Consider the following 24,330-nt stretch of genomic DNA (forward strand, 5'->3'; position numbering starts at 1 on the left):
GGCTTTTTTTGCTGGCCACTCTCTTAATCACGGAAGCCGGCGCGAACAACTGCAAAAGCGTCGCGGCCCCCGCCTTCACAAGGACCGACCACCATCGCCAGGCTGCAAGCCATCACCGCCTACGCCGCCGATATTGCCCGCGCGATCGGCTTTCTGAGCCGCATTCGCATGCCGAATGCCGTCTTCCATGGCCATGACGGCAATCTCGGGCAAGTCGCCCGCGCCTTCCCCGTTGCCGGCGCGCTGATTGCGCTCCCCGCAGCCCTGCTGTTCGGCGTGCTCGCAGCCGGCGATGTCGATCCGCTGCTGGCATCGCTTCTGGCGCTCGGCCTGCAGACGCTGCTGACGGGCGCGCTCCACGAAGATGGCCTCAGCGACACAGCCGACGGGCTCGGCGGCGGACGCGATGCGACGCGGGCGCTCGCCATCATGAAGGACAGCCGCATCGGCACTTATGGCGCCGTGGCGCTGATCCTCTCCTTCGCCCTGCGTGCCGCAGCCCTTGCAGCCATCGCACGCGGCCTATTTCCTCTCGCAGCAGCCCTGACGCTGCCCGCCACCGCCGCCCTCAGCCGCGCCGCGCTGGTCTGGCATTGGCACCGGCTTCCGGTCGCAAGGCCAGATGGCGTCGCTGCCGCCGCCGGCCAGCCGGACCGCGAGGCTACCCTCGTAGCGGTCATAAGCGGCTTGCTGCTCGGCGCGCTGCTCCTCTGGCAGAGCCTGACGACGATAGCCCTCCTCGACGTCATAGGCCTTGGCGTCGTCGCCACCCTGGCATTCACCGCCTATGTCCGGCGCAGGCTTTCCGGCCACACCGGCGACACCATCGGCGCAACGCAGCAGATTTGCGAGATCGCCATTCTCTGCGCCCTTGCCATGGCCGTCTGAAACCCCGATATGAGGCCCATGCAAACACCCTGCGTTCTCATCTGCAACATCGACGCCGACAGCGGCTTGTGCGTCGGCTGCGGCCGCACCCTTGCGGAAATCGGCGGTTGGTCGACCTACGACGATGCCGGGCGCCATGAAATCATGACGCAATTGCCGGACCGGCTGGCGGATCTCGTGCCCCGCCAGGACGCTGCCGAATGAACCGTGTCACCGTCTTCCTCGGCATCCTTGCCATCGGACTGGCACTTTTGGTTTTCAACCATGACAGCGGCACTACCTTCGGCATCGACAACGACGATTTCGGCCGGATCGTCTACCTCCTGCCGATCAGCCTGATGCTGGCGGCCGGCATCTGGGCCAGCCGGCGCACAGTCAGCGAGACCCTTCGCAACCTGTTCATCTGGCTGGTCATCCTTCTGGCGCTGGCCACCGCCTATCTCTACCGCTACGACGCGCTGGATGCCGGAAACCGGCTGATGGCCGGCCTGATCCCCGGCCGCGCCTTCGTCGTCACCACCAGCGAAGGCGGTCAGGAAGTCATCCTGCACAAGCTCCTGAACGGCCACTTCTCGGCAGACGTGATGATCGATGGCCACCGCATCAACATGCTCGTCGATACCGGCGCCAGCCTGCTGGCCCTCAACCAGGCCGACGCAAGGCGCATCGGCCTCGACCCGAAGACCATGAACTACTCGATGACCATCATGACCGCCAACGGGCGCGGCCGTGCGGCACCCGTGACGCTCAAATCGGTCGGCATCGGCCCCATCGCCCGCCACGACGTTGCCGCCGCCGTCTCCGAGGACGGAAAGCTGGACCAGAGCCTGCTCGGCATGAGCTTCCTCGAAACCCTCGGCTCTATGCAGATGCAGACGGACGAACTGCGGCTTCGGGACTGACTGCTCCGCCACTAAGTCGCCACGGCTGGATGAGCATCGAGATGAAATTCTGGCGGAAATTGCAGCAGTGATTCCCGAAAATTGATGGTTTGCTTTTTGTGCCTATTGGTGGATTTTCTACCGCCTTGTGCCTTCCTCTGTATGTTTTAAGGTGCGCGGGCCACCCCCTGTCGACACTTAGGAGAAATGTTATGAAGCTGCCCGTCGCCGCCTTTGTTCTTGCTCTCACGCTTGGTTCTGGCGCATTTGCGCAAGAGGCCGTTGTGGGTGTTGCCGGTCCCGATCAGCTGTTTACCAGCAAAGATCCAGCGCTGAACCACAACAAACAAGTGACCTACAAGATCATCAAGGAACTGCTCGAGGCCAATCAATGGGATCGCGCTGATCAGTATTTGACCGCGCGGTATATTCAGCACAATCCCAATGCTGCGTCAGGGCGTCAGGGTGTGATTGATTATTTCACAAAGGTCCTCAACAAGAAGCCAAGTCCTGTTCCTGAAAAGATGAGCACCAAGATTGTCTCCGTGGTGGCCGAAGGTGATATTGTCACCGTCGCCTATCCGCGCGAGGTCAAGGATGCCAAAGATCCGACAAAGACCTATACCACCACCTGGTTTGACAGCTGGCGTTTTAAGGATGGCAAAGCGGATGAACATTGGGATTCGGCATTGAAACCCTGAGGATCAAGGGGATATCGCATGAATGGGCGATCCACGCTGATTGGTCCACAGCAACCGCGGATCGTCGAGCATGATCGCATCCGGGGCCAGCTTGCGCAGTTTCTCCAGCCCCTCCGCATCCACCAGTCCGACCGCGAATTGCGGATATTCGGGTAACGGCACGTTGCGCGGTTGGCCGACCATGATGGCGACCTGCAGGCCTGCTTTGCGGGCCGTGGCGATGCGGTCGGGGCTGGCCTCGCCCTGCCACAGGCGAAACCAGTCCGCTCCGAGGTCAGCGGCTTCCTCGGACGAATCGGCATCGGGCAACAGTCCGAGGATCGCCATCTCGCAGCCAATGCTGCGGACCTCGGCAATCAGACCCATGTTGCGCAGCCCGAGGATGGCGCGCCGGGATGCACCTGTCGCCTCGACGGTGCGAATGATCTCGACCAAGTGCGTGCCATCCGTCAATTTGACGTCGAGCAGGATGCCGAGCGGTGCAGATGCGGCAATCGCCGCTTCGAGAGTGAGAAGGTCCGGGACGAGGTCTTTCAGCGTCTTGAGATCGAGCGCGGAGACCTCCCGGGGATCACCGGCGATCCGCTGCATGTCGGCATCGTGCAGGCAGACGAGCATGCCGTCGGCACTGACGCGGACATCCGTTTCCACAGCATCGGCACCGGCCTCGCCGGCAAGAGAAAACGCCAGCGCCGAATTTTCAGGGCCGAGGGCCGCGCCGCCGCGATGGGCAATGATCAGCGCCTTGTCGCGCGCCGTTTCGAGCCAGGATACGAATGCCATTATGTTTTCCACGCGCCATGCCGTTGCCCGGCCGCTTTAGACGGCTTTTGTATCGGCTTTGCGACGGAGGGCGCGTGGGCGATAGAAGGGCCTAGTTGCGCAGCCGGTAGCCTGTTCGGAAGATCCAGTAGACGGTGGCCAGACAGATCGCCAGGAAGAACAGTACCATGCCGAGGCTGACCAGCGGATTGACGTCGGCGATCCCGTAGAAACTCCAGCGGAAACCGCTGACGAGGTAGAGCACTGGATTGAAGTGGCTGACCGCCTGCCAGAAGGGCGGCAGCATGCCGATCGAATAGAAGCTGCCTCCGAGAAAGGTCAGTGGTGGCACGACCAGCATCGGAATGAGGTTGAGTTGTTCGAAATTCTTCGCCCAGATCCCGATGATGAAGCCGAAGAGGCTGAACGTCACCGCCGTCAGCACGAAGAACAGCACCATCATCAACGGATGCTGGATGGTGACGTGCACGAAGAAATTGGCCGTCAGCAGGATGATAGCGCCGATCAGCATTCCCTTGGTGGCCGCCGCCCCGACGTAGCCGAGCACGATCTCGGTCATCGCCACCGGCGCCGACAGCACCTCGTAGATGGTGCCGACGAATTTCGGGAAGTAGATGCCGAACGAGCCGTTGGTGATGCACTGGCTGAGCAGCGTCAGCATGATCAGGCCGGGCGTGATGAAGGCGCCATAGGAGATGCCCTCGACCTCCTGGATGCGCGAGCCGACGGCCGCCCCGAAGACGATGAAGTAGAGCGACGTCGAGATGACCGGCGACACCACGCTTTGCAGCAGCGTGCGACGCGTGCGGGCCATTTCGAACATGTAGATGGCTTTGACGGCCTCGAAATTCATTGATCGTCTCCGACGAGCTGGACGAAAATATCCTCGAGCGAGCTTTGCCGCGTCGAGAGGTCCTTGAAGGCAATGCCGGCAGCGGCAAGGTCGGTCAGCAGCGCGGCGATGTTGCCGTGCCCGTGCTCGGCATCGAGCTCGTGGATCAGCGACAAGCCACCCTCCCCGAGTGTCAGGCCGCGGCCTTCCAGGCTGGCCGGAAGGACGGCCAGCGGCGTGCTGAGGTCGAGGATGAGCTGCTTGCGGCCGAGCTTGGCCATCAGCGCCGTCTTGTCCTCGACGAGCAGCAGCTTGCCGCCATTGATGACGCCGACGCGATCGGCGATCTCCTCGGCTTCCTCGATGTAGTGAGTGGTCAGGATGATGGTGACGCCCGTCTGGCGGAGCTTTTCGACTACATGCCACATGTCCTTGCGCAGCGTCACGTCGACGCCGGCGGTGGGCTCGTCGAGAAACAGGATCTGCGGCTCGTGGCTCAGCGCCTTGGCGATCAGTACCCGTCGCTTCATGCCGCCGGAGAGCTCCCGCAGCATGTTGTCGCGCTTGTCCCACAGCGACAGGTCGCGCAGCACCTTTTCGATATGGCCGGGGTTGGCCTTCTTGCCGTAGAGCCCGCGCGAAAAGCTGACCGTGTTGAAGACGGTCTCGAACTGGTCGGTCGTCAGTTCCTGCGGCACAAGTCCGATCAGCGACCGCGTCGCGCGAAAATCCTTGACGACATCGTGGCCGTCGACGAGGACCGTCCCGCCGCTTGGGTTGGCAATGCCGCAGACGATGGAAATCATCGTCGTCTTGCCGGCGCCGTTCGGTCCGAGCAATGCCAGGATCTCGCCCTTCTGGATATCGAGATCGATCCCCTTCAGTGCTTGAAATCCGTTGTCATAGACTTTGGTGAGATTGCGGATGGAGACGATCGGGGGCATGGGCGAGATGGGGCTCTTTGATTATTTTTGCGGCAACAGCCCGCTATATAACCTCGAACCGGAGTTTTGCCAGAGCGCCCCCGGCGAACAATCTATTCGGCAGCAGAGATGACCCGTTACAGGGCTGAGTTGCCAGTCGCTGCCATTCGAGCCGCGTACCCTCAGTTGCAGTACCGCCGGCCGCCCTTCCTTTCGCGAAGGTCGAAGTGGAAATGGTTCCAGTGCTCCGGATTGCTGCCCGGGCCCATGACGGTGTCGAAATAGTTGCAGCTGTCGGTGCGCACCGCCTTCAGCAGCGCGCCTTCACGGAAGGAGAACAGCCCTTTTTTCCGGATATCGATGGCGTGGCCGTTCTTCAGCACGAATTTGCCGACATCGATGGCGTTCCCGTGCGCATGCTCCGACATCGGGTTGTAGCGTTGCGCGCTGTTGTTCATCCGCCGGCAGGAATAACCGCCGAGCGGGATGATGGTGCCGATCCCCGAAAGATAGCGAAGCCGCGCCGAGGGAGCCAGTTCGTTCTTCACCCATTTGGCAAAGGCCAGCGTCACCTGGCAGTTCAACGTCACCGCAGGCCGGACGGCGATGTTGCCGGAGAGGCCGCGCAGCGACACCGGATAGGGAACCTGGCAGGCCGGTCCTTGCGAGATAGCCGGCTTGTCCTGGAAGACGACGCCCATCTGGCGCAGCTGCTGACGGCACTGCAATTCGGAATTGGGCATGCCGGCCGACATCGGCGGTGGCGCTTGCGGCGCCTCGTACTGCGGCTCCGTGGTGGTCATCGGATTTTCCACGCGCGGCAACATCGCCACCTGCTGCCCCTGCAGCCGCGGCGCGGTCGATTGCGAGATCTGGCCCTGGGCGCTGGTGCGCAGCACAGGCCGGTTCGCCTGGACGGGATTGTCCGTGCCGATGCCGCTGACGACCGGCTCCTCGGACTGGCCCTCGGCGATGTTCTGCTCTTCCTCCTCGGCCAGCCCGACGACCCGTTGCGAGGTGCCACCGACACCGAGTTCGGCGTCCATGTTGATACCTTCCGCCGGGACCGGCGAGGAATTCTGGACGGAACGCTGCGATGCCAAGCCAGTGGATTGCGGCGCCACCATCGCATCCGGCGACTGGACCGCAGACTGCCTGCCGCTGACATGGCCGACATCGGCAAGGTTTGGCGTGTCGAGGTAATCGACGGAGGCCGAGCTAACCGGCGTCGTCGTGCTCTGGTAGGTGTATTGGCTCGGTGCATTCGTCGGCACGGAGCGGCGCGGCTGGATCGAACCGACACGTGTCTTGTTGTCGATGCCCGACGGCGGCACGAGGCTGTCGGCAGAACAGGCAATCAGTGTCGACGACAGCAAAACGGGCAGCACTGCCCGCCGCAGAAAGGGAAAATACGCCATACACACACCACTTCCGACGCCGCAATCGATCGGCAATCGTTTACAAATTTAGGCAAAATTGGTGAATGAAAGCTTAGCGACCTGAAAGCCGGCGAAATGGGAGGGAAAACTCGCCCCCGGCCCTTTTGCAAACGGCGGCGTTTGCCTTACGGTGCATCATATATCAGGCCCGACAGGAGAAGCCGACATGAACGACACTGCCAAGCCGCTGGGCGAACTGACGCTGCGCACCCTGGCAATGCCCGCCGACGCCAATCCGGCCGGCGACATCTTCGGCGGCTGGGTCATGGCGCAGATGGATTTGGCAAGCGGCATCCGCGCCGCAGAGCGCGCCAAGGGCCGCGTCGTCACCGCCGCCGTCAAGGAAATGGCCTTCCAGCTGCCGGTGAAGATCGGCGATACGCTGAGCATCTACACCCACATCACCCGCGTCGGAACAACCTCCATCACCCTGCTGATCGAGGCCTGGGCACAACGGTCGCGCTATCAGAAGATGGAAAAAGTAACCGAAGGCACATTCATCATGGTGGCACTCGCCGACGACGGAAAGCCGAAAGCCGTTCCGCCGGCGGAGGAATGACGGCCGGCAACATCAGGCCAGGGGCAACTGCGTCGGAAAAACAGGGGTGGACCTGGCCTTCAACAGCCGGGTTAGTTGACGCTGGACCTCGTAAAGCGCAAGGCAACAGGCAATGGTCGCCACCACGATCAAAAAGAACGAACCGGTGTCGAGCCCGAAATTTCGCATCCACCAATAGGCAAAGGCGATCAACACCGTCTGGTGCAGCACGTAGCAGGTCAGCACCGACCTGTTCAGGTAGGTGATCACCGGATGCGGCCCAGTGATCAGGGCGCGACCGTAGCCGAGTATCGCGACCATCGCCGACCACTGGAACATCGACCGCCCGACGCGGTGCAGCACGGTGACACCGAGACTGCGGGCCCCCGGCGGATAGACAACCAGCAGGCATGCCAGGATCGCCAGCGAAACGACGGCGACAAGCGCCGCGTGCCTGCGGTAGCCGACGGCGGTCGCCCAGAATTTCTCGTCCTCGGCAATGACATAGCCAAATGTGAAAAGCGAAAAATAGAGGATGTGGGCGTACCAGTCCGAGCCGACCTCCATCGTCTCGCCGAAGATCGGAAAGAGGACAAGACGCAGAACCGCGAGATATAGGATTGGCCAGACAAGCAGGCCACGGCCCTGTAGCAGGTGCTTGAGACCTGCTGTGAAAGGCGAAAGCCAGCCGCGCAGAAATGCCAGGCCCAGGGTCAGGACGACCGTGTAGAGCCAGAGATAGCCTATGAACCAGAGGTGCTGCAGGCTGACCAGCGAGACCGCCTTGCCATCCTGGGCCGTGATGGTGCCAAACCGGAGATAGATCTCCCAGAAATCCAGATACGGAAGGTCGGTCGCCGACACAGCCTTGAGCGCGAGGTAGAGCTGCGGCGGCACCAGCACGAAGATGCCGAGCAGCAAGGGCGGAATGAGCTGGAGCGAGCGCTTTTTTCGGATATCGGCAGGCGCCAGCCGCTTGGCGAGCGCTGCTGTCGAAATCCCGGACACGAGAAACAGCAGGCCGAGGCGCCACGGATGCAAGGCAAGCAGCAGCAGATCGAAGGCCCGGTTCGGACTGCTGGCCTGCAGCAGCCAAGACCTCGTCCCGAAGATAAGTGCGGTATGATAGACCATCAGGAGCGCGAAAAGCACGACGCGGATCACGTCGATGTCGTGCCGGCGCTCTGCCTGCCCATCCCGCCCCATGCCGGCCCCCAAGCGCCAAAAAGATTGACACAACTGCGTGCGTCCAGGCACCCGGCAATTCACAATCCAAGGTAAGCATGAGAAGTTAATTAAATCGTAACAGGTACCGTCCCGGACGGCGTCCGGGCGGCAGCAACACGGCCTCCGAGCCGTGCAGTCGGAGGCAAACTCACACCCTCAGGAACTGCGAGCCCTTGCCGAAATCCAGCCCGTGAAAGATCTTGGCGTTCAGGTCGCCGGGCGGCACGTCGAACTGCTTGTAGAGCATGGCGGCAGCAACCTCGCGGACGTCGGCCGTCGGCATCAGGTCCCGGTCGTCGAGCAGTTGCTGGTCGCCGATGCCCGGCCATTTGCCGAGCACCTTGCCGCCTTCGATCGCGCCCCCGGCAAGCAGGCAGCAGCCCCCGGTGCCGTGGTCCGTTCCCCCGGAGCCGTTCTGGCGGACGGTGCGGCCGAATTCGGTCATCGCCAGCACCACCGTCGTTTTCCAGACGTCCGGCCCCATCGTATCTTTCAGCGTCACGATCGCTTGTGTCAGGTCTCCGGCCGCCTTCTTGAACTGGCCTGCCTGCTGGACATGCGTGTCCCAGCCGTTGATCGAGAAGCTGGCGATCCGATAGTCGCCGCGCAGCATCTTGGCCGCCAGCCCGGCGATATCGGCGATCTGTTCGCCCCGCTTGGCGCCGGGCGGCATGCCCATCTCGGCCGACTGGTCTGCCCGCGTCGCCTCCTCCATGGCCTTGGCGAAGGCCGGGTCGTTGGCATAGAGGCGCTTCAGGAACTGCACCTCGTCGCCCCCCGTCCCGAGCGTCGAATCCGATGCCCAAACATCTGCGACGTTCGGCCCGGAGAGAATGAGTTCCGTCGAGGTATTGATGTCGATCGCCTTGCGCGCCGTCGAGCGCGGTATCACTGCGAGCGCCCGGTTCAGCCAGCCGGTCTTTTCCTCCGCCACATGGTCGCCGCCCGATTCCAGCATGTCCTGGCCATCGAAATGACTGCGCGCATTGCGGTACGGGGTCGAGACGGCGTGGACGAACGCCAGTTCCCTCGCCTTCCACATCGGCATCAGCCCGGCGGCTGCGGGGTGAAGCCCGAAAAACCCGTCGAGGTCGAGAAGGCCCTGGTCCGGCCTGATGGCGATATCCGGTCGCAGTCCCGCAAAGGCAGGCTCGCCATAGGGCTGGACAAGATCAAGACCATCCATGGCACCGCGCAGGACGATGGTGACAAACCGGTTGTCGCCCGGCATCGCGGCAAAGCTTATCGGCGTGAACACGGGCGCTGCGGCGAGGCAGCAGGCGGAGGCGAGAAAGCTGCGGCGGGAAAGGGCCATGATCCTGCTCCTAGCGTCGGTTGAAGTCGGGCGAGGCGAGCACCAGTGTCAGCCCCGTCATCCGGTTGGGTGCCTGCGAAACGACACGGATGGTGTCGTCTCGCGCCGCATCGGCGAGCGTCGCCTTGAGGAATTCGCGCGGATCGTCCTGCTTGCCATACCGACCGGCGGCACGGCGGGACCAGGCCAGCCGCTCGGACAGGGCGCTGGCATTGATCCAGGCATCGAAACTGTCGGGAAAGCCTGCAGGGCTCGGCGGCTCCCACACCGGCTCCCCCATGCGGCGAAGGGCATAGAGCCCGAGGCCGCGCGGCACATAGAGGGTCGCGTCGAAGGCCGCCTGCTCCTGCTTGCGCCGCTGCACCTCGTCATCGGCCGCCATATCGCCGGGCGGTGACATCTGTGCGCCCGTGGTGCCGCCGCTCATGGCATTGGCCATGGTCGCCGCACCGGTTGTAGCGACCGGCGCGCCTGCCTTGGCTGCCACAGGCGCCATGGCCGGGGTGCCCGCCGGCGACATCGTCGCGGCGGCTGCTGCCGGTGGCGTTGCATCGGCGACTTCGAGGCTTTGCGGCGGCGGGCTGACGGCCACTGGATTACGCGGCATATTGAGGGCGCGCAGGCCGGCGACGACGAAATCGAACGGCGCACGCGCCTTGGCGCCCTCGCCGCTCCAGGCATCGGGATGGTCGAGCATGGTGGCATAGACGGCGGTCAGGTCGCCCTTGGTGTTCTTCCAGCAATCGACCATCACGTCGATCATCGCTTGCGGCGGCTGGTCGGCGATAAAATGCGCGACCAGCTTGCGACAGATATGCTGGGCGGTCTTCGGATGAAGCGCGAGATCATCGAGCATGGCCAGATAGTCGCCCTCGCGACGGACCTTGTCGCCGTAGGTCACGCCCAGCACGTCATGGCTGCCGGGCTCCGACATGCCCGGCTTGAAATCCACCGACACCGCCTGCCGGTCGAGCGCGATACCGGTCAATACCATGGCGGCCGAGCGCACGTCTGCCTGGGTGTAGCCGCTACCCGCACCGAGCGTGTGCAGTTCGATCAGTTCACGCGCGAGATTTTCGTTAAGGCCCTTTTTCTGTTTCAGGCCGGCAGGCGAGTTTGGTCCCAGCGATTGCGACTGATCGAGATAGATCAGCATCGCCGGATGGCGCGTCACCGCTTTCAAAAGGACGGGAAACGGGGCACCGATATTCGGACGGATCGCCTCTGCCTCAAAGAGAGGCACGATCAACCGCATCTGCTGGCTCTTCTGGACGCTGACGGAAAAATGGTTGACCCAGAAGCTCGCCAGTCGCTCGTAAAAGCCATTCGGCGAGAACACCGCCTGAGCGATGCGCGCGTCGGCGTCGCGCTGATAGATGGCATCGAGGCGGCGATAGACGGCGTTCTCCCGCGCCCGTTTTGTTTCATCGGGATCGTTACCCTTGCGGATCGCCTGCAGCTGGTCGGCAACGCCGGCCACCGCCTTGCGGCGGGCATCGAACCCGCCGACGGGAAACAGCGGCGGGCTGGCTATACCGTCCCTGATCTGCGCAAGAAGGGCTTGCTTGTCGGCAGGTGGCGTTTCGCCCGGCCGGAGACCGGTACCAAACCGCAACGCTGCCATCGTCTGGAAAGAAATGCTCATGCCTGCCACCGCTATCGTTCGTTCGGGGATCAAGAACGAGTGACAGGCTGACAGCCAATTGCGTCCGGAATGTTCGGAAAATGCGGCTTTTTCCAGACATGGACAAGATGTAACCGGACGTGGACGAACCAGTCTGGATGTTAATGCAGGGCAATCAAGGCGAGCAGCGACAGAAGCAGCGCCGGCACCATCACCACGACGCCGAGTTTCAGGAATGCAAAGGCACCGACCTGCAGCCCTTCGCGCCGGAGTGCCGTTAGCCACAGGATGGTCGCCAGCGAGCCGGTCACCGACAGGTTGGGGCCGAGATCGATGCCGATCAGGATTGCGCCTGATATGGTATCGGAGGCATGCGCCGCCTGGACCGCACCGCCCGCCACAAGACCTGCCGGCAGGTTGTTGACGAGATTGGCGAGGAAGGCGACGGCAACGCCGGCAACCGCCGCCGTCTGTCCCGGTGCCGAGGCAGCACCGGCCGAAAGCTGGTCGGCCAGCATCTTGGTCAGCCCGGTCTTCTCCAGCGCCTGGACGACAACGAAAAGCCCACCCACCAGCGGCAACACGCTCCACGACATCGCGCGCAAGGTCTCCATCGGGCTTTCCCGGCCGACGACCACGATCAGCGCTGCCGTCACGAGACCGCAAACGAAAGTCGGCAGCCCGAGGTCGAGGCCGAATGCAGAGGCGCCGATCAGGATCAGCGCGGTGACGACGAGGCCGGCACCGGCAAGCTTTGCCGTCGGCGTCAGATGCGGCGCCTCGACGTCGCTGGCAACGCTGTCCTGCAACAACACGCGGCGCTGCGTCCAATAGAGTAGCACGTATGTGGAGACGACGGCAGCGATCGACGGCAGCGCGAAGGTCGCAAGCCAGCGCCCGAGCGGCGGCATGTGACCGCCCCCGAAAATCACCAGATTGGCAGGATTGGAGATCGGCAGCACGAAGCTCGCGGCGTTGGCGATGAACGCGCAGATAAACAGGTAGGGCAGCGGCTCCTTGACCTTGGCGGCCTTGGTCGCAGCATAGACGGCCGGCGTCAGCACCACGGCCGTCGCATCGTTGGACAGGAACACGGTGACGACGGTGCCGACGATATAGATCAGCGCGAACAGCCGGACCGGCGAACCCTTCGCGCGACTGGTGGCGATCGCGGCCAGCCAGTCGAACAGCCCCTCGCGACGGGCGAGCTCGGAGAGCAGCATCATGCCGACGAGGAAAAGGTAGACGTCCAGCCCCTTGCCGACGCCCTGCCATGCTTCAGGCAGCGTCAGCAGCCCCAGGGCAACCAGCAGCACGGCGCCAGCCACGGCCCATACGGCTTCAGGCCAGCGAAACGGTCGCGTGATGACGCCAAGTGCTGTCAGGGCGGCGATGCCCCAAGTCAAGGGAACGGCATGGCTCATCATAGGCTCGGGCCCGTCCTCAGAGCTGCCTGCATGTCTTGCCTCCTGGTTTCACGATCAATCATTGTGCTGAATGTCATAGTCAGCATTGGGCCGGACAGCGAACCCGGCAACGCCGACCCTCTACGTTGCGCGCCCTCAGCGGATCACCTCGGCATCGGGATGAAGACTGCCGGACACCGGATTCACTCAGGTATGTGGGAGGTGCCGGCTGGGTCCAAGAGTTGGTTGCCCACAGCTCATCCGCAATGAACGTACGGCCGCTTGGTCGACCACACGGCTGATCGGCGCCAAAGGCTTTCACCCGCGATCAAACAAAAGGGCCTGGCCCTGGATAAGGCGATTACTCCGCAGCTTTTTTCTTTGCCGGCTTTTTCTTGGGCGCCGCTGCGGCTGCAGCCTTGGCGTCCTCTTCTTCCTTGGCAAGGCGAAGGGCGCGCAGTCGGGTGGTCTTGGCTTCGCGGGCGCTGTCGCGTGCGTCGATCAGCGTGTAGGCCGCCTCGTTGGTCGCGTCGATCTTTGTGATTGCGGTTGGTCTTTTTGTCGGCGCGTCGGTCATGGGGTCGGTCTCCGCGTTCTGCTCACAGCCAAACCGGGGCATGAAAATCATCACCCCGGCCGCTATCCAATTGACTCGTCTGCCGTTCCGTGCGGTAACGGACAGACCTTACTATATAAGCGCAATCAACACTAAGCGGCCTCCAAGGTCAATCGATGGCGCCGCGGATAATCATTCATGGACAAGAACCGGCTGGCAATCCCGTTGCCATCTTTTATACTCTGCGGCATGGAGACTGTCGTTTGCGTTGAACTGGAACTGAGCTGACGATGAGCGATGACACACCCATCCGTACGCCGTTCGATGCGATCGACCTGGACCATCTTCGCCGTCTGGAAGCGCTCGAGGCCTACGACATCCTGGATACCGCGCCGGAGCCGGAATTCGACGATATCGTCTATATCGCCTCCACCGTCTGCAACACCCCGGTATCGCTCATCAGCCTCGTCGAGGCCGACAGGCAATGGTTCAAGGCACGCATCGGTTTTCAGCCCGGCGAGACGCCGATCGACCAGTCGGTGTGCGCCCACGCGCTGACGTCGCCCGAACTGCTGATCATTCCCGACCTCACCGTCGATCCCCGCACCCGCCACAATACGCTCGTCACCCAATCGCCGTTCATCCGCTTTTATGCGGGAGCACCGCTCATCGTTCCCGGTGGCGCGGTGATCGGCACGCTTTGCGTCATCGATACGATGCCACGCCCGGAAGGGCTGGACGAAAACCAACAGAACCTCCTGCGGGCGCTGGCGCGACAGGTGGTGGCCTTCATGGAAACGCGGCGCGTATCCCACCGCAAGGACGAACTCTTCCAGCGGCAGAAACGTCTCGCCGCCAGCATCCGCAACAGCGCCAACAAGAACGTCGCCGCCCAGCAGGCCGGACGCATCGGCACCTTTGAAATCGATATTGCCGCAAGCCAGTTGCGCGCCTCCGACGAATTTTGCCGCATCTTCGACGTCCCCCCGGCCGACACCCATCCGACCGCGCTGTTCGAGTCCATGGTCGTGCCGGAAGATCGCCATATACAGTCGAACGAAGCCACCCGCAGGAATGGCGAAGCCCCGGTAGAAGTCGAATACCGGATCCAGACGGCAAACCATGGCACGCGTTGGATCTCCCGCCACGCCAAATACCAGTACGACGCCGATGGCAAGCCGATCACCATGTTCGGCATGGTTCAGGACGTCACGTCGCTAAAGCGGGATGCGGCACGCGTCCAGGCTCTGCTCGATCTCGGCGACCGCCTGCGCGAACTCGACGATATCGAGTCCATGGCACTGGCAGCCTCCGACCTGATGGCCAAGGCGCTGGACGCCAGCCGTGCCGGTTTCGGGCTCGTCGATGTTGACGCCGAAACCCTGATGATACAGCCGGAATGGCGTGCGCCCGGCGTCGCAAGCATCGCTGGCCTTCACCACTTCCGCGACTACGGTGATTTCGTCGATGAGCTGAAGGCCGGCCAGACGGTCATCATCACCGACGTCGCGACCGACCCGCGCACTCGCCACAGGGCAGAGGCGCTGCTCGCTATCGGCATCCACGTCCTCGTCAACCTCCCGGTCTTCGACCACGGGCAATTCAAGCTCGCGGTCTTCGTCCACCACGACAGACCGCATGAGTGGACGCAGCAGGAAATCGACTTCGTGCGCAGCTTCGGCGACCGCATGCATCTGGCCATCGCCAGGCTCCAGGCGGAAGCCGACCAGGATGTACTGAACCGGGAAATCGGCCATCGCCTGAAGAACACCTTTGCGATGGTCCAGGCAATCGCCTCGCAGACATTGCGGCCGATCATCGAGCAGGAGCACGTGCGCAATTTCGAGCGCCGGCTGTACGCGCTGAGTTCCGCCCACGATTCGCTGCTCACACAGGACAGTGACGAGGCGGATATCGGCGCGGTCCTCAAGCGGACTGCCGAAACCCTCGGTGTCACCGAGCGCATCGACGCCCACGGGCCGTCCATCAATTTCGGTCCGCGCAGCGCCCTGTCGGTATCGTTGCTGTTCCACGAGCTGATGACCAACGCCATGAAGTACGGTGCCCTTTCGAACGAGGACGGGCGTGTCGCGGTCGAGTGGCAGGTGCTCGAAAGCAACGGCAACCGCGTTCTGACGATGCGCTGGACGGAGAGTGGCGGCCCGCCGGTAGCCGAGCCTACACGCACTGGTTTTGGCTCAAGGCTGATTAAACGCGGTTTTATGGGAACAGGCGGCGTTACTCAGAGTTATTCAAGCCTGGGCTACTCGGTCGAAATGACCGCCGCGCTTTCACAGCTCCAAAGGGCGAATTGACAGATGGCATCGACATTGCCGACCAAGAAAATCGTTCTCGTCGTCGAGGATGAACCGCTTTTGCGGATGATGGCGGCAGATCTGGTCGAGCGGGCCGGGTTCGATGTGGTCGAAGCGACCGACGCGGACGAGGCTGTGCACATCCTTGAAACCAGAACCGACATCCGCATCGTCTTTACGGATATCGATATGCCGGGCAGCATGAATGGTATGTTTCTTGCTGCCGCGATCCGCGACCGCTGGCCGCCGATCGACATCATCATCACCTCCGGCCATGCCACCGCCGAAGAGGTCGTGATGCCGGAGCGCAGCATCTTCTTCTCCAAGCCTTACGACTCAACCAAGCTTACGGCTACGCTGCACGCGCTGGCGGCACGCGCTTACTAGCGTCATCGACGGGCAAGTTAGCTGGACTGGAGCCATCCCAGCAGCGGGGTGGTGTCACAAACCAGCAACGGGCTCTTGCAGCAGGCATTGCGCCTTCATACCTTAAGGCAAGAGATCTGACCGACGTGGCATCGTCGTCGTGCTCTCCCGACCATCAGACCGCCGTGAGGATAATCCAGTGCCGATTGAAAAACTCCTGCCATCCATTGTCGCCCTGCGTTCCAGCATCGCAGAGGATGCCTTCACCGCCTCGACGCTTGGAACCATCCGCGAGGGCAGCGGCGTCGTCATTCGCGACAACGGCCTGGTGCTGACGATCGGCTATCTCATCACGGAGGCTGAAGAGGTCTGGTTGACGCGCAGGGATGGCAAGGTCGTCCCGGCACATGCTCTCGCCTTCGATCAAGAGACCGGCTTCGGGCTGGTCCAGGCGCTCGGCCCTCTCGACGTGCCGGCGCTGCCGATCGGCGATGCGACAGCAACCCAGCTCGGCGACGCCGTCGTGCTCGCGGATGGCCTCGGCAATGCGGTGTCGTCGAAAATCGTCGCCAAGCAGGAATTTGCCGGCTACTGGGAATATCTTCTCGACGAAGCGATCTTCATCTCGCCGGCCCACCCATCCTGGGGCGGCGCGGCGCTGATCGACGAACACGGCAAGCTGCTCGGCATCGGCTCGCTGCGCCTGCAGATGAGCCAGGGCGGCAAGGTCGCCGATATCAACATGGTCGTGCCGATCAACCTCCTGGAACCGATTCTCGACGACCTGCTGCACCGAGGTCAGATCGACAAGCCGCCACGTCCATGGTTGGGCGCGTTTTCGGCCGAGAACAACGGTGAGGTCGTGGTGATGAATGTGGCTGCAGGCGGCCCGGCGGCAGAAGCAGGTCTGCGTCCCGGCGACATCATCTCGGAAATCCGCGATGCGGAAGTCGATGGGCTCGCAGATTTCTACCGTCAGGTCTGGAAGAGCGGACCGGCTGGCGCCGAGATCCCGATGCGCGTGCTGCGCGATGGCCGAGAAGCATGGCTGCGCGTCAAATCCGCGGATCGCGGCAGCTTCCTGAAGAAGCCGCAAATGCAATAGGCACATCAAAATCGGCAGCGATCACAAGACCGCTGCCGACATTTTTCTTCAGTTGAATTTTCCGCGCCTGGATTTTTTGGCAAGCCGCAGGACGTGGTCGTCGGCGATGTCGGCAAGTATGACCGCAACTTCCATCTCACGCCAGCCTGCAGCGGTCGCCTCGGCAACGAGGCGCGCAAAAGCGATTTCCATCGCGCTCGCGCAATCGCCATCGAGTTCGTGATCTTCTTCTGTGGTCTTGGGCGAAATTTGACTATCCATAATTCTACCATGGCGTGAATGGGACCGGATGTGAAGTCCGGAGTGATTTGATATCCGCGTGTATCAGTTATCCCTGTGTCAATCTGGGGCCCATTTTTGGGTTCACATTTGTGTCGCCCCACTGGCCCTGCGGCGAGGGCCAGCGCTAAAATGAAAACTGCGGGGAACGATTGTTCGCACGGTGTGTTGGTTGCCGCTTTACAAGACACAGCAAATATATAATTCGCTGGAACTCATGAGCAATCAACGCCATCGGCTGGTGCAGCCGCGGCCCATCCGGAGATGCGAATGCAGCCATCATCGAAAACCGGCCTGTCCGGCCGCTCGCTCGTCGCGCTGGCGTTTCTCAACTTCTTCCTGGCGGATGCACGCGATGGGCTCGGTCCGTTTCTCGACGGGTTCCTCGCGACAAACGGCTGGAGCCCGATGACGCTGGGCTTCATCGCTACGCTCGGCGGTATACTTGGCATGGTAGCAACGCCGCTATTCGGCGCCTGGGTTGATGCGTCCAGCCACAAGCGGATGCTGATCATCCTCCCCGTGGTACTGGTCAATGCCGCCGCCGTCTGGACGCTTGTCAGTCCCGATGATTTCTCGGTGTTCGGCGGCCAGTCGGCAACAGCCATCGTCGGCGCCGTCGTCGGCCCGGCGCTGATGGGGCTAACGCTCGGCCTGGTCGGCCAGAGAGCGTTTTCACGCCAGGTCTCACGCAACGAATTCTGGAACCACGCCGGCAATGTGGTATCGCTCGCCGGCGTCTACGCGGCCTCGGTGTTCTTCGGCCTCACAGGCATCATTGTCCTGATGATCGTCACGGCCGTTGCCACGATCATTGCCGTGCTGGCGATCGACCCGGATAAGATCGACAACAGAGTGGCCCGCGGCCTCGGCTCGGAAGACGGCGACGGCAAGGACCAGCCCTCCGGCTACAACGTTCTCATCGGCACCAAGGGGCTAGTGCTGCTGGCCGTGACATTGCTGGTCTTCCACTTCGGCAATGCGCCGATCAGCCGCCTGATTGCCCAGGACTTCTCATTGCAGCTCGGCACCCCATTCCGGACCACTGCCATCACCACGGGCGTATCGCAGCTGTCGATGATCGTCATGGCGCTCGCCGCACCGTTTCTGATCCGTCGCTTCGGCCTTGCCACGGTGTTCATCCTTGCTCTCTGTGCCCTCCCCATTCGCGGCGCCATTGCCGGCAGCTTCCACGAATTCGGCGTCATCTTCCCGGTGCAGGTGCTCGACGGCATCGGCGCCGGGCTGATCGGCATCGCCACGCCCATCGCAGCCGAGCGCATCCTGTCGGGTAGCGGGCGCTTCAATGTCGGCCTTGCCGCCGTCATGACGGTCCAGGGCATCGGCGCCTCTCTCAGCAACGTCGTCGCCGGCTGGCTGACATCAGAGGGCGGCTATCCCCTGGCCTACTGGGTGCATGGCGGCGTTGCGGCGATTGCCCTCGCGATCTTCATCTACGGCCGTCACAGCATCGCGCCGGAAACACGGGACCGCCCGGGCGCAGACGATGGCGCCACCGCATAGCCCTCGCCCTTGACTTCGCAGGCCAACAAGAACATTTTGAGAACAAATTAAAGGGCATACATCATGGCGGCGGAAAAATTCATCATCATTCCATACAAAAAGGTCCGCAATGGCCTGGCTCCCGGCGAAATGCGCCAGGCGTCCAACGCAGCCAGCGCGGAAAAGATCGCAGCTGCCATGTCTGAGCGATTCGTCGGTGTTGCCGCCTATGCGGTCACCGTCGACGAGGAGACCGGCGACATGACCTCGCCGCGCCTGCTGGCAAAGCACGGGGACATCGCCGAACTCAATCCGTAATCTGGAGCATTGTCAGGACGCGTCGTCTCGCGCGGCGCACCTTTGGCGTTCAGCGCTTGCCGATCGTCGGGCTCGAAACCGTGTCGCCGACGGCAAGGCCCAGCTTCTTCACGATGCCGCCGTTCAATTCGATGACATATTTCACCGGCCCGCCGGAATCGATGATCGTCTGCGAATAGGGCACGGCATTTTCGACGACATGCGTCACGCCACCCGCCGTGTCGACGAACAGCATGTCGAGCGGCAGGACTGTATTTTCCATCCACATCTGCACGTGCTGCGCTGTATCGAAATCGAACAGCATGCCATGATCGGCAGCCATCTGGCGACGGAACATGAGGCCGTATTCGCGCTGGGGACCGCTGACAGCGACCTCGACGATGAATGTATGCACTGTTCCCATCTTGCTGGTGATCGTCAGTGTCTCGCTCGCGAAATGCGGCGCCTGCTTGACCGCATCTGCGGCATCGGCCGTCACGGCATGGCTGGAGACAGCCAAAAAAAGCGCCAGAGGGGCGCTTTTCAGGAGAGATGCGAGACGCCCGGCCATCAGTGCGACCTGCCCACCGGGCTTGGCGTATCCGGATGGATTTCAGCCGCCATCATGCCCTTGTCGCCCGGTCCGAAGCGCACCAGCACCACCTGCCCCGGACGAAGCTCGGTAAGGCCGAAACGGCGCAATGTTTCCATGTGAACGAAGATGTCCTCCGTACCCTCGCCGCGCGTCAGGAAGCCAAAACCCTTGGTGCGGTTGAACCATTTGACAATCGCGCGCTCAAGACCGCTGGTGGCGGTAACCTGCACATGCGTGCGGGCTGCCGGCATCTGCGAAGGATGCACCGCGGTCGACTGATCCATCGAAAGGATCTTGAAGGCCTGGTAGCCGCGCTCGCGGCGCTGGATCAGCGCGACGATCCGCGTTCCCTCGAGGATCGTCTGGTAGCCGTCGCGGCGCAGGCACGTTACGTGCAGCAGCACGTCCTGCATGCCATTGTCCGGAATGATGAAACCGAAGCCCTTGGCAACGTCGAACCACTTGACCAGCCCGGTGATCTCGATGAGATCGACGGCTTCACCCGCCAGCTCCTCAAAGTCGGCAATTTCAGTCGATGAAGTTCTGTCACCCATCTTCGCCAGCCCCTTGGATACACGTTACGCTGTTACGGTTAACTGATTCTCGAAATCAAGATTAACATCTTGGTAACGGAAAAGCGCAAGTCCTGTTTTGTTTATTCCCTGACGCTGATTTGAGCCGCTACACTTGCCTGGGGCTGGCGTTGGTACAGATAAGACTGGACCCATTCACATTAGAAAGGAAATAGAATGCGTTATCTCCACACGATGGTCCGGGTGAAGGATCTCGACGCCGCGCTGCACTTTTACACGACGCTGTTCGGCATGACGGAAATCCGTCGCTACGAGAACGAGAAGGGGCGCTTCACCCTGGTGTTTCTCGCAGCCCGCGACGATCTCGACCATGCCGGCACGCATATGTCGCCCTGCCTCGAACTCACCTACAACTGGGACACCGAGGACTATGACGGCGGCCGCAACTTCGGTCACCTCGCCTATGAGGTCGACGACATCTATGCGACGTGCCAGACCCTGATGGATGCGGGTGTCATCATCAACCGCCCGCCCCGCGACGGTCACATGGCCTTCGTACGCTCGCCGGACGGCATTTCCATCGAGATTCTCCAGAAGGGCGACAACCTGCCGAGCACTGAGCCCTGGGCTTCGATGACCAATACCGGCGTCTGGTAGCCCCAGGCTTTCCCGAGGCTTGCAGGAAAGTCGAATGACGGCCTGCAAGCCACCTTCGCCCTTGCCGACGGGCAATGGCGCCAGCATGGTCCGGCTATCGAAGCATCACGCATCGACTCGTCGCGGCCTTGTCTCTCTCCCGCCGGCGGATCCACGGCGTCGTCCCTCCTGGACAGCGGTGCTTCTCGAGAGCCAACGCGGGGGACCGATCCTTTGGGCACAGTGCAGACGACTTCAAGCAGACAGTTCCTGCTCCGCGCGGCTACGGCCACCGCATGCCTCGTGATGTTGTCGGGATGCATGACGACCTCGGCCAAGAAGGCCAAGGAACAGCAGGTCGCGGACGCCGCAGAGCCCGCGCCGGAAGTGGTCATGCGGACGCCGGGCGAACAACTGGCGGCGGAACTGAACGCCAAGGCGCAGGCACAGGGCCAGAAACCGGGCGCCTATCGCGACCCGCAGGTCCGCACCGGCTCAGGCCAGCAGACGATAGCCCAGCAATCAGCGACCGGCCTGTTTCCCAACGCGCCGATGCCCGCATCACAGGCGCCCACCGAGCCCGCCAATATCGGCGGCCTGATCACCCAGCCGACGGCGGTCAATGCCAACCGCTCCAGCATATACGCCGCCCCGCCACCCATCGCCGTCAACCCAGACGGCACGCTGGCACCGGTCTCCGCCTATGCGGCACCGGCTTTGCGCAACGTCTACGCCATGCCACCGGGAACGGCGATGCAGCCGCAACCTCAGCAGCAACAGCCGATGATGACGCCGCCATCCGGCCAGTCCTCGAATGCGATGCCCCAGAGTGCGCCGAGGATGGCATCTGCCTCCGCGACCCGCCCGACAGCAGACGCAACACCTTCCCACGTCCTGCCAGCCCCCGGTTCGAAGGGCAGGCATCTCGATAGCCAGGAAGCGCTGATGATGGCGCGCAATCTCGCATCGGGCGGCAAGAGCACTCCCGCAAACTCGATGATGCCGCCGTCCTCCTCAGGCCTGACCCTGCCGCAAGGCGTCACGTTGCCACCGGGTGTGACATTGACGCCGGGCATGGAAGCCTCGCTGAAGTAGCGTGTTGCCCGGTCAAAGCCTGCGCCCCGCACACCTGCAACGACATCCGAAAGCCCCTGCAACCCGCTGTTTCCGCCCGTTATTCGCTTAGTGCCGGAACGACGATATAGACCTCGATTTTTTTCGGGAAAAAGCAGATTGCCGTCTTGCAGGATCTGAAACGTCCCCCTATAAGGGCGCCACAAGTTATGCGCCCTTCGTCTATCGGTTAGGACGACAGATTTTCATTCTGTAAAGAGGGGTTCGACTCCCCTAGGGCGTACCACTTGTTTTCCTTTTCAGTGCCGACCGTTATTTGCCGTGCTTGCCGCTGTGAGCGCCTGCCTTCTCGTATTCGGCGTTTCCACCACGATAGCAAATTATCGTCTCGCAAAGAGCGCTCGCCTCTCCGAGGCCGCGAGCCACTGCAAATCGCGCGCCTCCAAACACCGCTCAAAAAACCGCTTTTCATTGTGGATTTGTGACGATTTTGCGCTTGCGGGATCGGAATGGCCTGACTATAAGGGCGCCACAGTGATTGCGCCCTTCGTCTATCGGTTAGGACGACAGATTTTCATTCTGTAAAGAGGGGTTCGACTCCCCTAGGGCGTACCACTGCTTTTCCCCAAAATTCGAAATTACTGCTTCCGCGCGTCACTACAGGCAACTTCTGTCATGGCGCCTTGGCGGCATCCGTGACCCTTAGCTGGACGCGGCGGGCACCCTGCCAGTGGTCAGCACCCAGCGTTCCCGCGACGTGCAGCTGTGCTCCGCGTGAACCGAGCAGCAGGTCGCCGAGCGGCGTCTCTGCGGCCCGGAACGCAATGCCTTCCAGGCGGCCGCCATCCATTGCCTCGAGCGTCACCTTGATATGGTTCTGGCCGACCAGTCGCGAATCGCGCAGGCGGTGGCTGGGTATGGCGAAAATCGGCTGCGGGTGGCCGGAGCCAAACGGTCCCGCAGTTTCCAGTTGATCGACAAGTTCGACCGTGGCGCCGCTCGCCCCCAGCGCGCCGTCGATCTTCAACGTCGAATCGGCGACGAGCCCGAACACCTGCTTTTCGGCCCGCTCGGCAAAGAAAGCCCGCAGCTTGCCGAGATTGGCACGTTCGACCGTCAGGCCGGCAGCCATTGCATGACCGCCGCCCTTGACGAGCAGCCCGGCATCGACGGCGGCGCGCACCATCTTGCCCATGTCGAAGCCGCTGATCGAACGGCCGGAGCCGGTGCCCTTGCCCTGCGAATCGAAGGCGATGGCGAAGGCCGGCCGGCGGAACGAATCCTTCAGCCGTGACGAGATCAGCCCGACGATGCCCGGATGCCAGTTGTCATGGGCGGTAACGATGACGGCAGCACCCTCGCCGTTGCCGTATTCGGCCAGCGCTTCCGCCTCGGCCTCCTTCAGCATGACCGCTTCCATCGCCTGCCGCTCGCGGTTGAGCTCGTCGAGCTTCTCGGCAATGACGTCGGCTTCCGATGCGTCCTCTAATGTCAGTAGCCGGCTACCGAGCGCGGCATCGCCGATGCGGCCGCCGGCATTGATGCGCGGGCCGATCATGAAGCCGAAATGGTAGGGCGTAACGGGGCCGCCGAGCCCCGCCTTGCGGAACAGCGCCGCCAGCCCCGGATTACCTTGGTGGCGGGCAGCCAGCAGGCCCTTGACCACATAGGCGCGGTTCAGCCCCTTCAGCGGCACCACGTCGCAGACGGTGGCAAGCGCTACGATGTCGAGCCAGGCAAGCAGGTCGATATTGCCGGCTCTGAGATCGCCGGACTGGCGCAGCAGCCGCAACGTCGCCACCAGCACAAGGAAGACCACGCCGGCAGCGCAGAGATGGCCCTGCCCCGATAGATCGTCCTCGCGGTTCGGATTGACCAGCGCATGGCAATGCGGCAGCGCGTCGCCGACCTGGTGGTGATCGATGACGACGACGTCGATGTTCCGCGCCTTGGCAGCATCCAGCGATTCGAAGCTGGTGGAGCCGCAGTCGACAGTGACGATCAGCCTCGCACCGTTGTCGATCAGCTGGTTGATGGCTGTCGGGTTCGGGCCGTAGCCTTCGAAGATCCGGTCGGGGATATAGATGGTCGCCGGCACGTCGAAGTGCCTCAGGAATTTGTACATCAGCGCCGAGGAGGCTGCACCGTCGACATCGTAGTCGCCGAATACAGCGACACTCTCGCCTGTCTTGACGGCCTGCAGCAGCCGCTCGGCAGCCTTCTCGCAATCCGTCAGCCGGTGCGGATCGGGCATCAGGCCGCGAATGGTAGGATCGAGAAAAGCCATAGCCTCGTCGAGACCGACGCCGCGGCCGGCAAGCACGCGGGCGATCAGGTCCGCCATCCCGTGGGTCTGGGCCATCGCCAGTGCCCGGTTCTGTCCGGCCTGGTCGAGCCGCGACACCCAGCGGTTACCGCCGGCCGAACGCTCCACCCCCAGAAATGCCCGCTGTACGGGGTCTGCCGCTTCGATCGGTCCCATCAGATTGGCCGGATCCGTTCTTTCATTCGCAG

Annotated in this window: 25 protein-coding genes and 2 tRNA genes; 14 read left to right on the forward strand and 13 right to left on the reverse strand. The window is 62.5% G+C overall.

Going from position 1 to position 24,330, the window contains the following annotated elements:
* The first annotated feature begins 111 nt into the window (after positions 1 to 111).
* The 4 genes from PR017_RS08010 to PR017_RS08025 all read left to right on the forward strand — a co-directional run bounded on the left by PR017_RS08010 (position 112) and on the right by PR017_RS08025 (position 2,470).
* Entirely contained in the window at positions 112 to 888 is a 777-nt protein-coding gene (locus PR017_RS08010; protein ID WP_111221796.1) for an adenosylcobinamide-GDP ribazoletransferase, read from the forward strand.
* An 18-nt stretch (positions 889 to 906) separates the two neighbouring features.
* The gene (locus tag PR017_RS08015; protein WP_111221983.1) at positions 907 to 1,092 is read left to right on the forward strand and encodes a DUF1289 domain-containing protein; all 186 of its coding nucleotides are present in this window, start codon (positions 907 to 909) and stop codon (positions 1,090 to 1,092) included.
* Positions 1,089 to 1,790: a retropepsin-like aspartic protease family protein gene (locus PR017_RS08020; protein WP_111221795.1), complete on the forward strand. Its 702-nt coding sequence runs from the start codon at positions 1,089 to 1,091 to the stop codon at positions 1,788 to 1,790. Before PR017_RS08015 ends, PR017_RS08020 begins: the two co-directional genes overlap by 4 nt.
* 191 nt (positions 1,791 to 1,981) lie before the next feature.
* The gene (locus tag PR017_RS08025) at positions 1,982 to 2,470 is read left to right on the forward strand and encodes a nuclear transport factor 2 family protein (RefSeq protein ID WP_111221794.1); all 489 of its coding nucleotides are present in this window, start codon (positions 1,982 to 1,984) and stop codon (positions 2,468 to 2,470) included.
* A gap of 3 nt (positions 2,471 to 2,473) precedes the next feature.
* Here PR017_RS08025 and PR017_RS08030 read toward each other — a convergent pair whose 3' ends face one another.
* The 4 genes from PR017_RS08030 to PR017_RS08045 form a co-directional block, all read right to left on the reverse strand.
* Positions 2,474 to 3,253 carry a glycerophosphodiester phosphodiesterase gene (locus PR017_RS08030; RefSeq protein ID WP_111221793.1) on the reverse strand — a complete coding sequence of 260 codons (780 nt, stop codon included), beginning with the start codon at positions 3,251 to 3,253 and terminating at the stop codon, positions 2,474 to 2,476.
* 91 nt (positions 3,254 to 3,344) lie between these two features.
* Entirely contained in the window at positions 3,345 to 4,106 is a 762-nt protein-coding gene (locus PR017_RS08035; RefSeq protein WP_111221792.1) for an ABC transporter permease, read from the reverse strand.
* Positions 4,103 to 5,029, reverse strand: coding sequence for an ABC transporter ATP-binding protein (locus PR017_RS08040; protein ID WP_111221791.1), 927 nt, complete (start codon positions 5,027 to 5,029; stop codon positions 4,103 to 4,105). The genes PR017_RS08035 and PR017_RS08040 overlap by 4 nt, the downstream gene beginning before the upstream one ends.
* Positions 5,030 to 5,190: 161 nt before the next feature.
* Positions 5,191 to 6,426: an extensin-like domain-containing protein gene (locus tag PR017_RS08045; protein WP_111221790.1), complete on the reverse strand. Its 1,236-nt coding sequence runs from the start codon at positions 6,424 to 6,426 to the stop codon at positions 5,191 to 5,193.
* A gap of 187 nt (positions 6,427 to 6,613) precedes the next feature.
* Here PR017_RS08045 and PR017_RS08050 point away from each other — a divergent pair, with 187 nt between their 5' ends.
* Positions 6,614 to 7,006, forward strand: a complete 393-nt coding sequence (locus tag PR017_RS08050; protein ID WP_111221789.1) for an acyl-CoA thioesterase — start codon at positions 6,614 to 6,616, stop codon at positions 7,004 to 7,006.
* Positions 7,007 to 7,018: 12 nt separating this feature from the next.
* On the opposite strand, the gene PR017_RS08055 is transcribed toward PR017_RS08050, so the two are convergent.
* From PR017_RS08055 to PR017_RS08075, 5 genes are all read right to left on the reverse strand, one after another.
* Positions 7,019 to 8,191, reverse strand: coding sequence for an acyltransferase family protein (locus PR017_RS08055; protein ID WP_111221788.1), 1,173 nt, complete (start codon positions 8,189 to 8,191; stop codon positions 7,019 to 7,021).
* Positions 8,192 to 8,360: 169 nt separating this feature from the next.
* Positions 8,361 to 9,527, reverse strand: coding sequence for a DUF1501 domain-containing protein (locus PR017_RS08060; RefSeq protein WP_111221787.1), 1,167 nt, complete (start codon positions 9,525 to 9,527; stop codon positions 8,361 to 8,363).
* A 10-nt stretch (positions 9,528 to 9,537) separates the two neighbouring features.
* Positions 9,538 to 11,172: a DUF1800 domain-containing protein gene (locus tag PR017_RS08065; RefSeq protein ID WP_111221786.1), complete on the reverse strand. Its 1,635-nt coding sequence runs from the start codon at positions 11,170 to 11,172 to the stop codon at positions 9,538 to 9,540.
* A gap of 140 nt (positions 11,173 to 11,312) precedes the next feature.
* Positions 11,313 to 12,578, reverse strand: a complete 1,266-nt coding sequence (locus tag PR017_RS08070) for an arsenic transporter (RefSeq protein WP_425070021.1) — start codon at positions 12,576 to 12,578, stop codon at positions 11,313 to 11,315.
* Positions 12,579 to 12,918: 340 nt separating this feature from the next.
* The gene (locus PR017_RS08075; protein ID WP_133255649.1) at positions 12,919 to 13,134 is read right to left on the reverse strand and encodes a hypothetical protein; all 216 of its coding nucleotides are present in this window, start codon (positions 13,132 to 13,134) and stop codon (positions 12,919 to 12,921) included.
* A 269-nt stretch (positions 13,135 to 13,403) separates the two neighbouring features.
* On the opposite strand from PR017_RS08075, the gene PR017_RS08080 reads away from it, so the two are divergent.
* From PR017_RS08080 to PR017_RS08090, 3 genes are all read left to right on the forward strand, one after another.
* Positions 13,404 to 15,428 carry a GAF domain-containing protein gene (locus PR017_RS08080; RefSeq protein ID WP_111221784.1) on the forward strand — a complete coding sequence of 675 codons (2,025 nt, stop codon included), beginning with the start codon at positions 13,404 to 13,406 and terminating at the stop codon, positions 15,426 to 15,428.
* A 3-nt stretch (positions 15,429 to 15,431) separates the two neighbouring features.
* The gene (locus PR017_RS08085) at positions 15,432 to 15,815 is read left to right on the forward strand and encodes a response regulator (RefSeq protein WP_111221783.1); all 384 of its coding nucleotides are present in this window, start codon (positions 15,432 to 15,434) and stop codon (positions 15,813 to 15,815) included.
* A gap of 178 nt (positions 15,816 to 15,993) precedes the next feature.
* Positions 15,994 to 16,899, forward strand: coding sequence for a S1C family serine protease (locus PR017_RS08090; protein ID WP_111221782.1), 906 nt, complete (start codon positions 15,994 to 15,996; stop codon positions 16,897 to 16,899).
* A 48-nt stretch (positions 16,900 to 16,947) separates the two neighbouring features.
* On the opposite strand, the gene PR017_RS08095 is transcribed toward PR017_RS08090, so the two are convergent.
* A complete protein-coding gene (locus PR017_RS08095; RefSeq protein WP_111221781.1) occupies positions 16,948 to 17,160 on the reverse strand; it encodes a hypothetical protein in 213 nt (70 codons plus the stop codon).
* Positions 17,161 to 17,448: 288 nt separating this feature from the next.
* On the opposite strand from PR017_RS08095, the gene PR017_RS08100 reads away from it, so the two are divergent.
* The gene (locus PR017_RS08100) at positions 17,449 to 18,702 is read left to right on the forward strand and encodes an MFS transporter (protein WP_111221780.1); all 1,254 of its coding nucleotides are present in this window, start codon (positions 17,449 to 17,451) and stop codon (positions 18,700 to 18,702) included.
* Between the two features lie 60 nt (positions 18,703 to 18,762).
* Positions 18,763 to 18,999: a hypothetical protein gene (locus PR017_RS08105; protein WP_111221779.1), complete on the forward strand. Its 237-nt coding sequence runs from the start codon at positions 18,763 to 18,765 to the stop codon at positions 18,997 to 18,999.
* Between the two features lie 49 nt (positions 19,000 to 19,048).
* Here the strand turns inward: PR017_RS08105 and PR017_RS08110 are convergent, their stop codons facing one another.
* On the reverse strand, positions 19,049 to 19,549 hold the full coding sequence (locus tag PR017_RS08110; RefSeq protein ID WP_111221778.1) for a DUF192 domain-containing protein: 501 nt from the start codon (positions 19,547 to 19,549) through the stop codon (positions 19,049 to 19,051).
* Positions 19,549 to 20,127: a cold-shock protein gene (locus PR017_RS08115; protein WP_111221777.1), complete on the reverse strand. Its 579-nt coding sequence runs from the start codon at positions 20,125 to 20,127 to the stop codon at positions 19,549 to 19,551. Before PR017_RS08115 ends, PR017_RS08110 begins: the two co-directional genes overlap by 1 nt.
* Positions 20,128 to 20,322: 195 nt before the next feature.
* Between PR017_RS08115 and gloA the strand changes: the two genes are divergently transcribed.
* The 4 genes from gloA (at position 20,323) to PR017_RS08135 (ending at position 22,431) form a co-directional block, all read left to right on the forward strand.
* Positions 20,323 to 20,763: a lactoylglutathione lyase gene (gene gloA, locus PR017_RS08120; RefSeq protein WP_111221776.1), complete on the forward strand. Its 441-nt coding sequence runs from the start codon at positions 20,323 to 20,325 to the stop codon at positions 20,761 to 20,763.
* 300 nt (positions 20,764 to 21,063) lie between these two features.
* Entirely contained in the window at positions 21,064 to 21,837 is a 774-nt protein-coding gene (locus PR017_RS08125; RefSeq protein ID WP_111221775.1) for a hypothetical protein, read from the forward strand.
* A 190-nt stretch (positions 21,838 to 22,027) separates the two neighbouring features.
* Positions 22,028 to 22,102, forward strand: a tRNA-Glu gene (locus PR017_RS08130).
* Positions 22,103 to 22,356: 254 nt separating this feature from the next.
* Positions 22,357 to 22,431, forward strand: a tRNA-Glu gene (locus PR017_RS08135).
* A gap of 58 nt (positions 22,432 to 22,489) precedes the next feature.
* On the opposite strand, the gene recJ is transcribed toward PR017_RS08135, so the two are convergent.
* Positions 22,490 to 24,298 carry a single-stranded-DNA-specific exonuclease RecJ gene (gene recJ, locus PR017_RS08140; protein ID WP_111221774.1) on the reverse strand — a complete coding sequence of 603 codons (1,809 nt, stop codon included), beginning with the start codon at positions 24,296 to 24,298 and terminating at the stop codon, positions 22,490 to 22,492.
* Positions 24,299 to 24,330: the final 32 nt, after the last annotated feature.

Source organism: Rhizobium tumorigenes (genome assembly GCF_003240565.2).
Classification (GTDB): domain Bacteria; phylum Pseudomonadota; class Alphaproteobacteria; order Rhizobiales; family Rhizobiaceae; genus Rhizobium; species Rhizobium tumorigenes.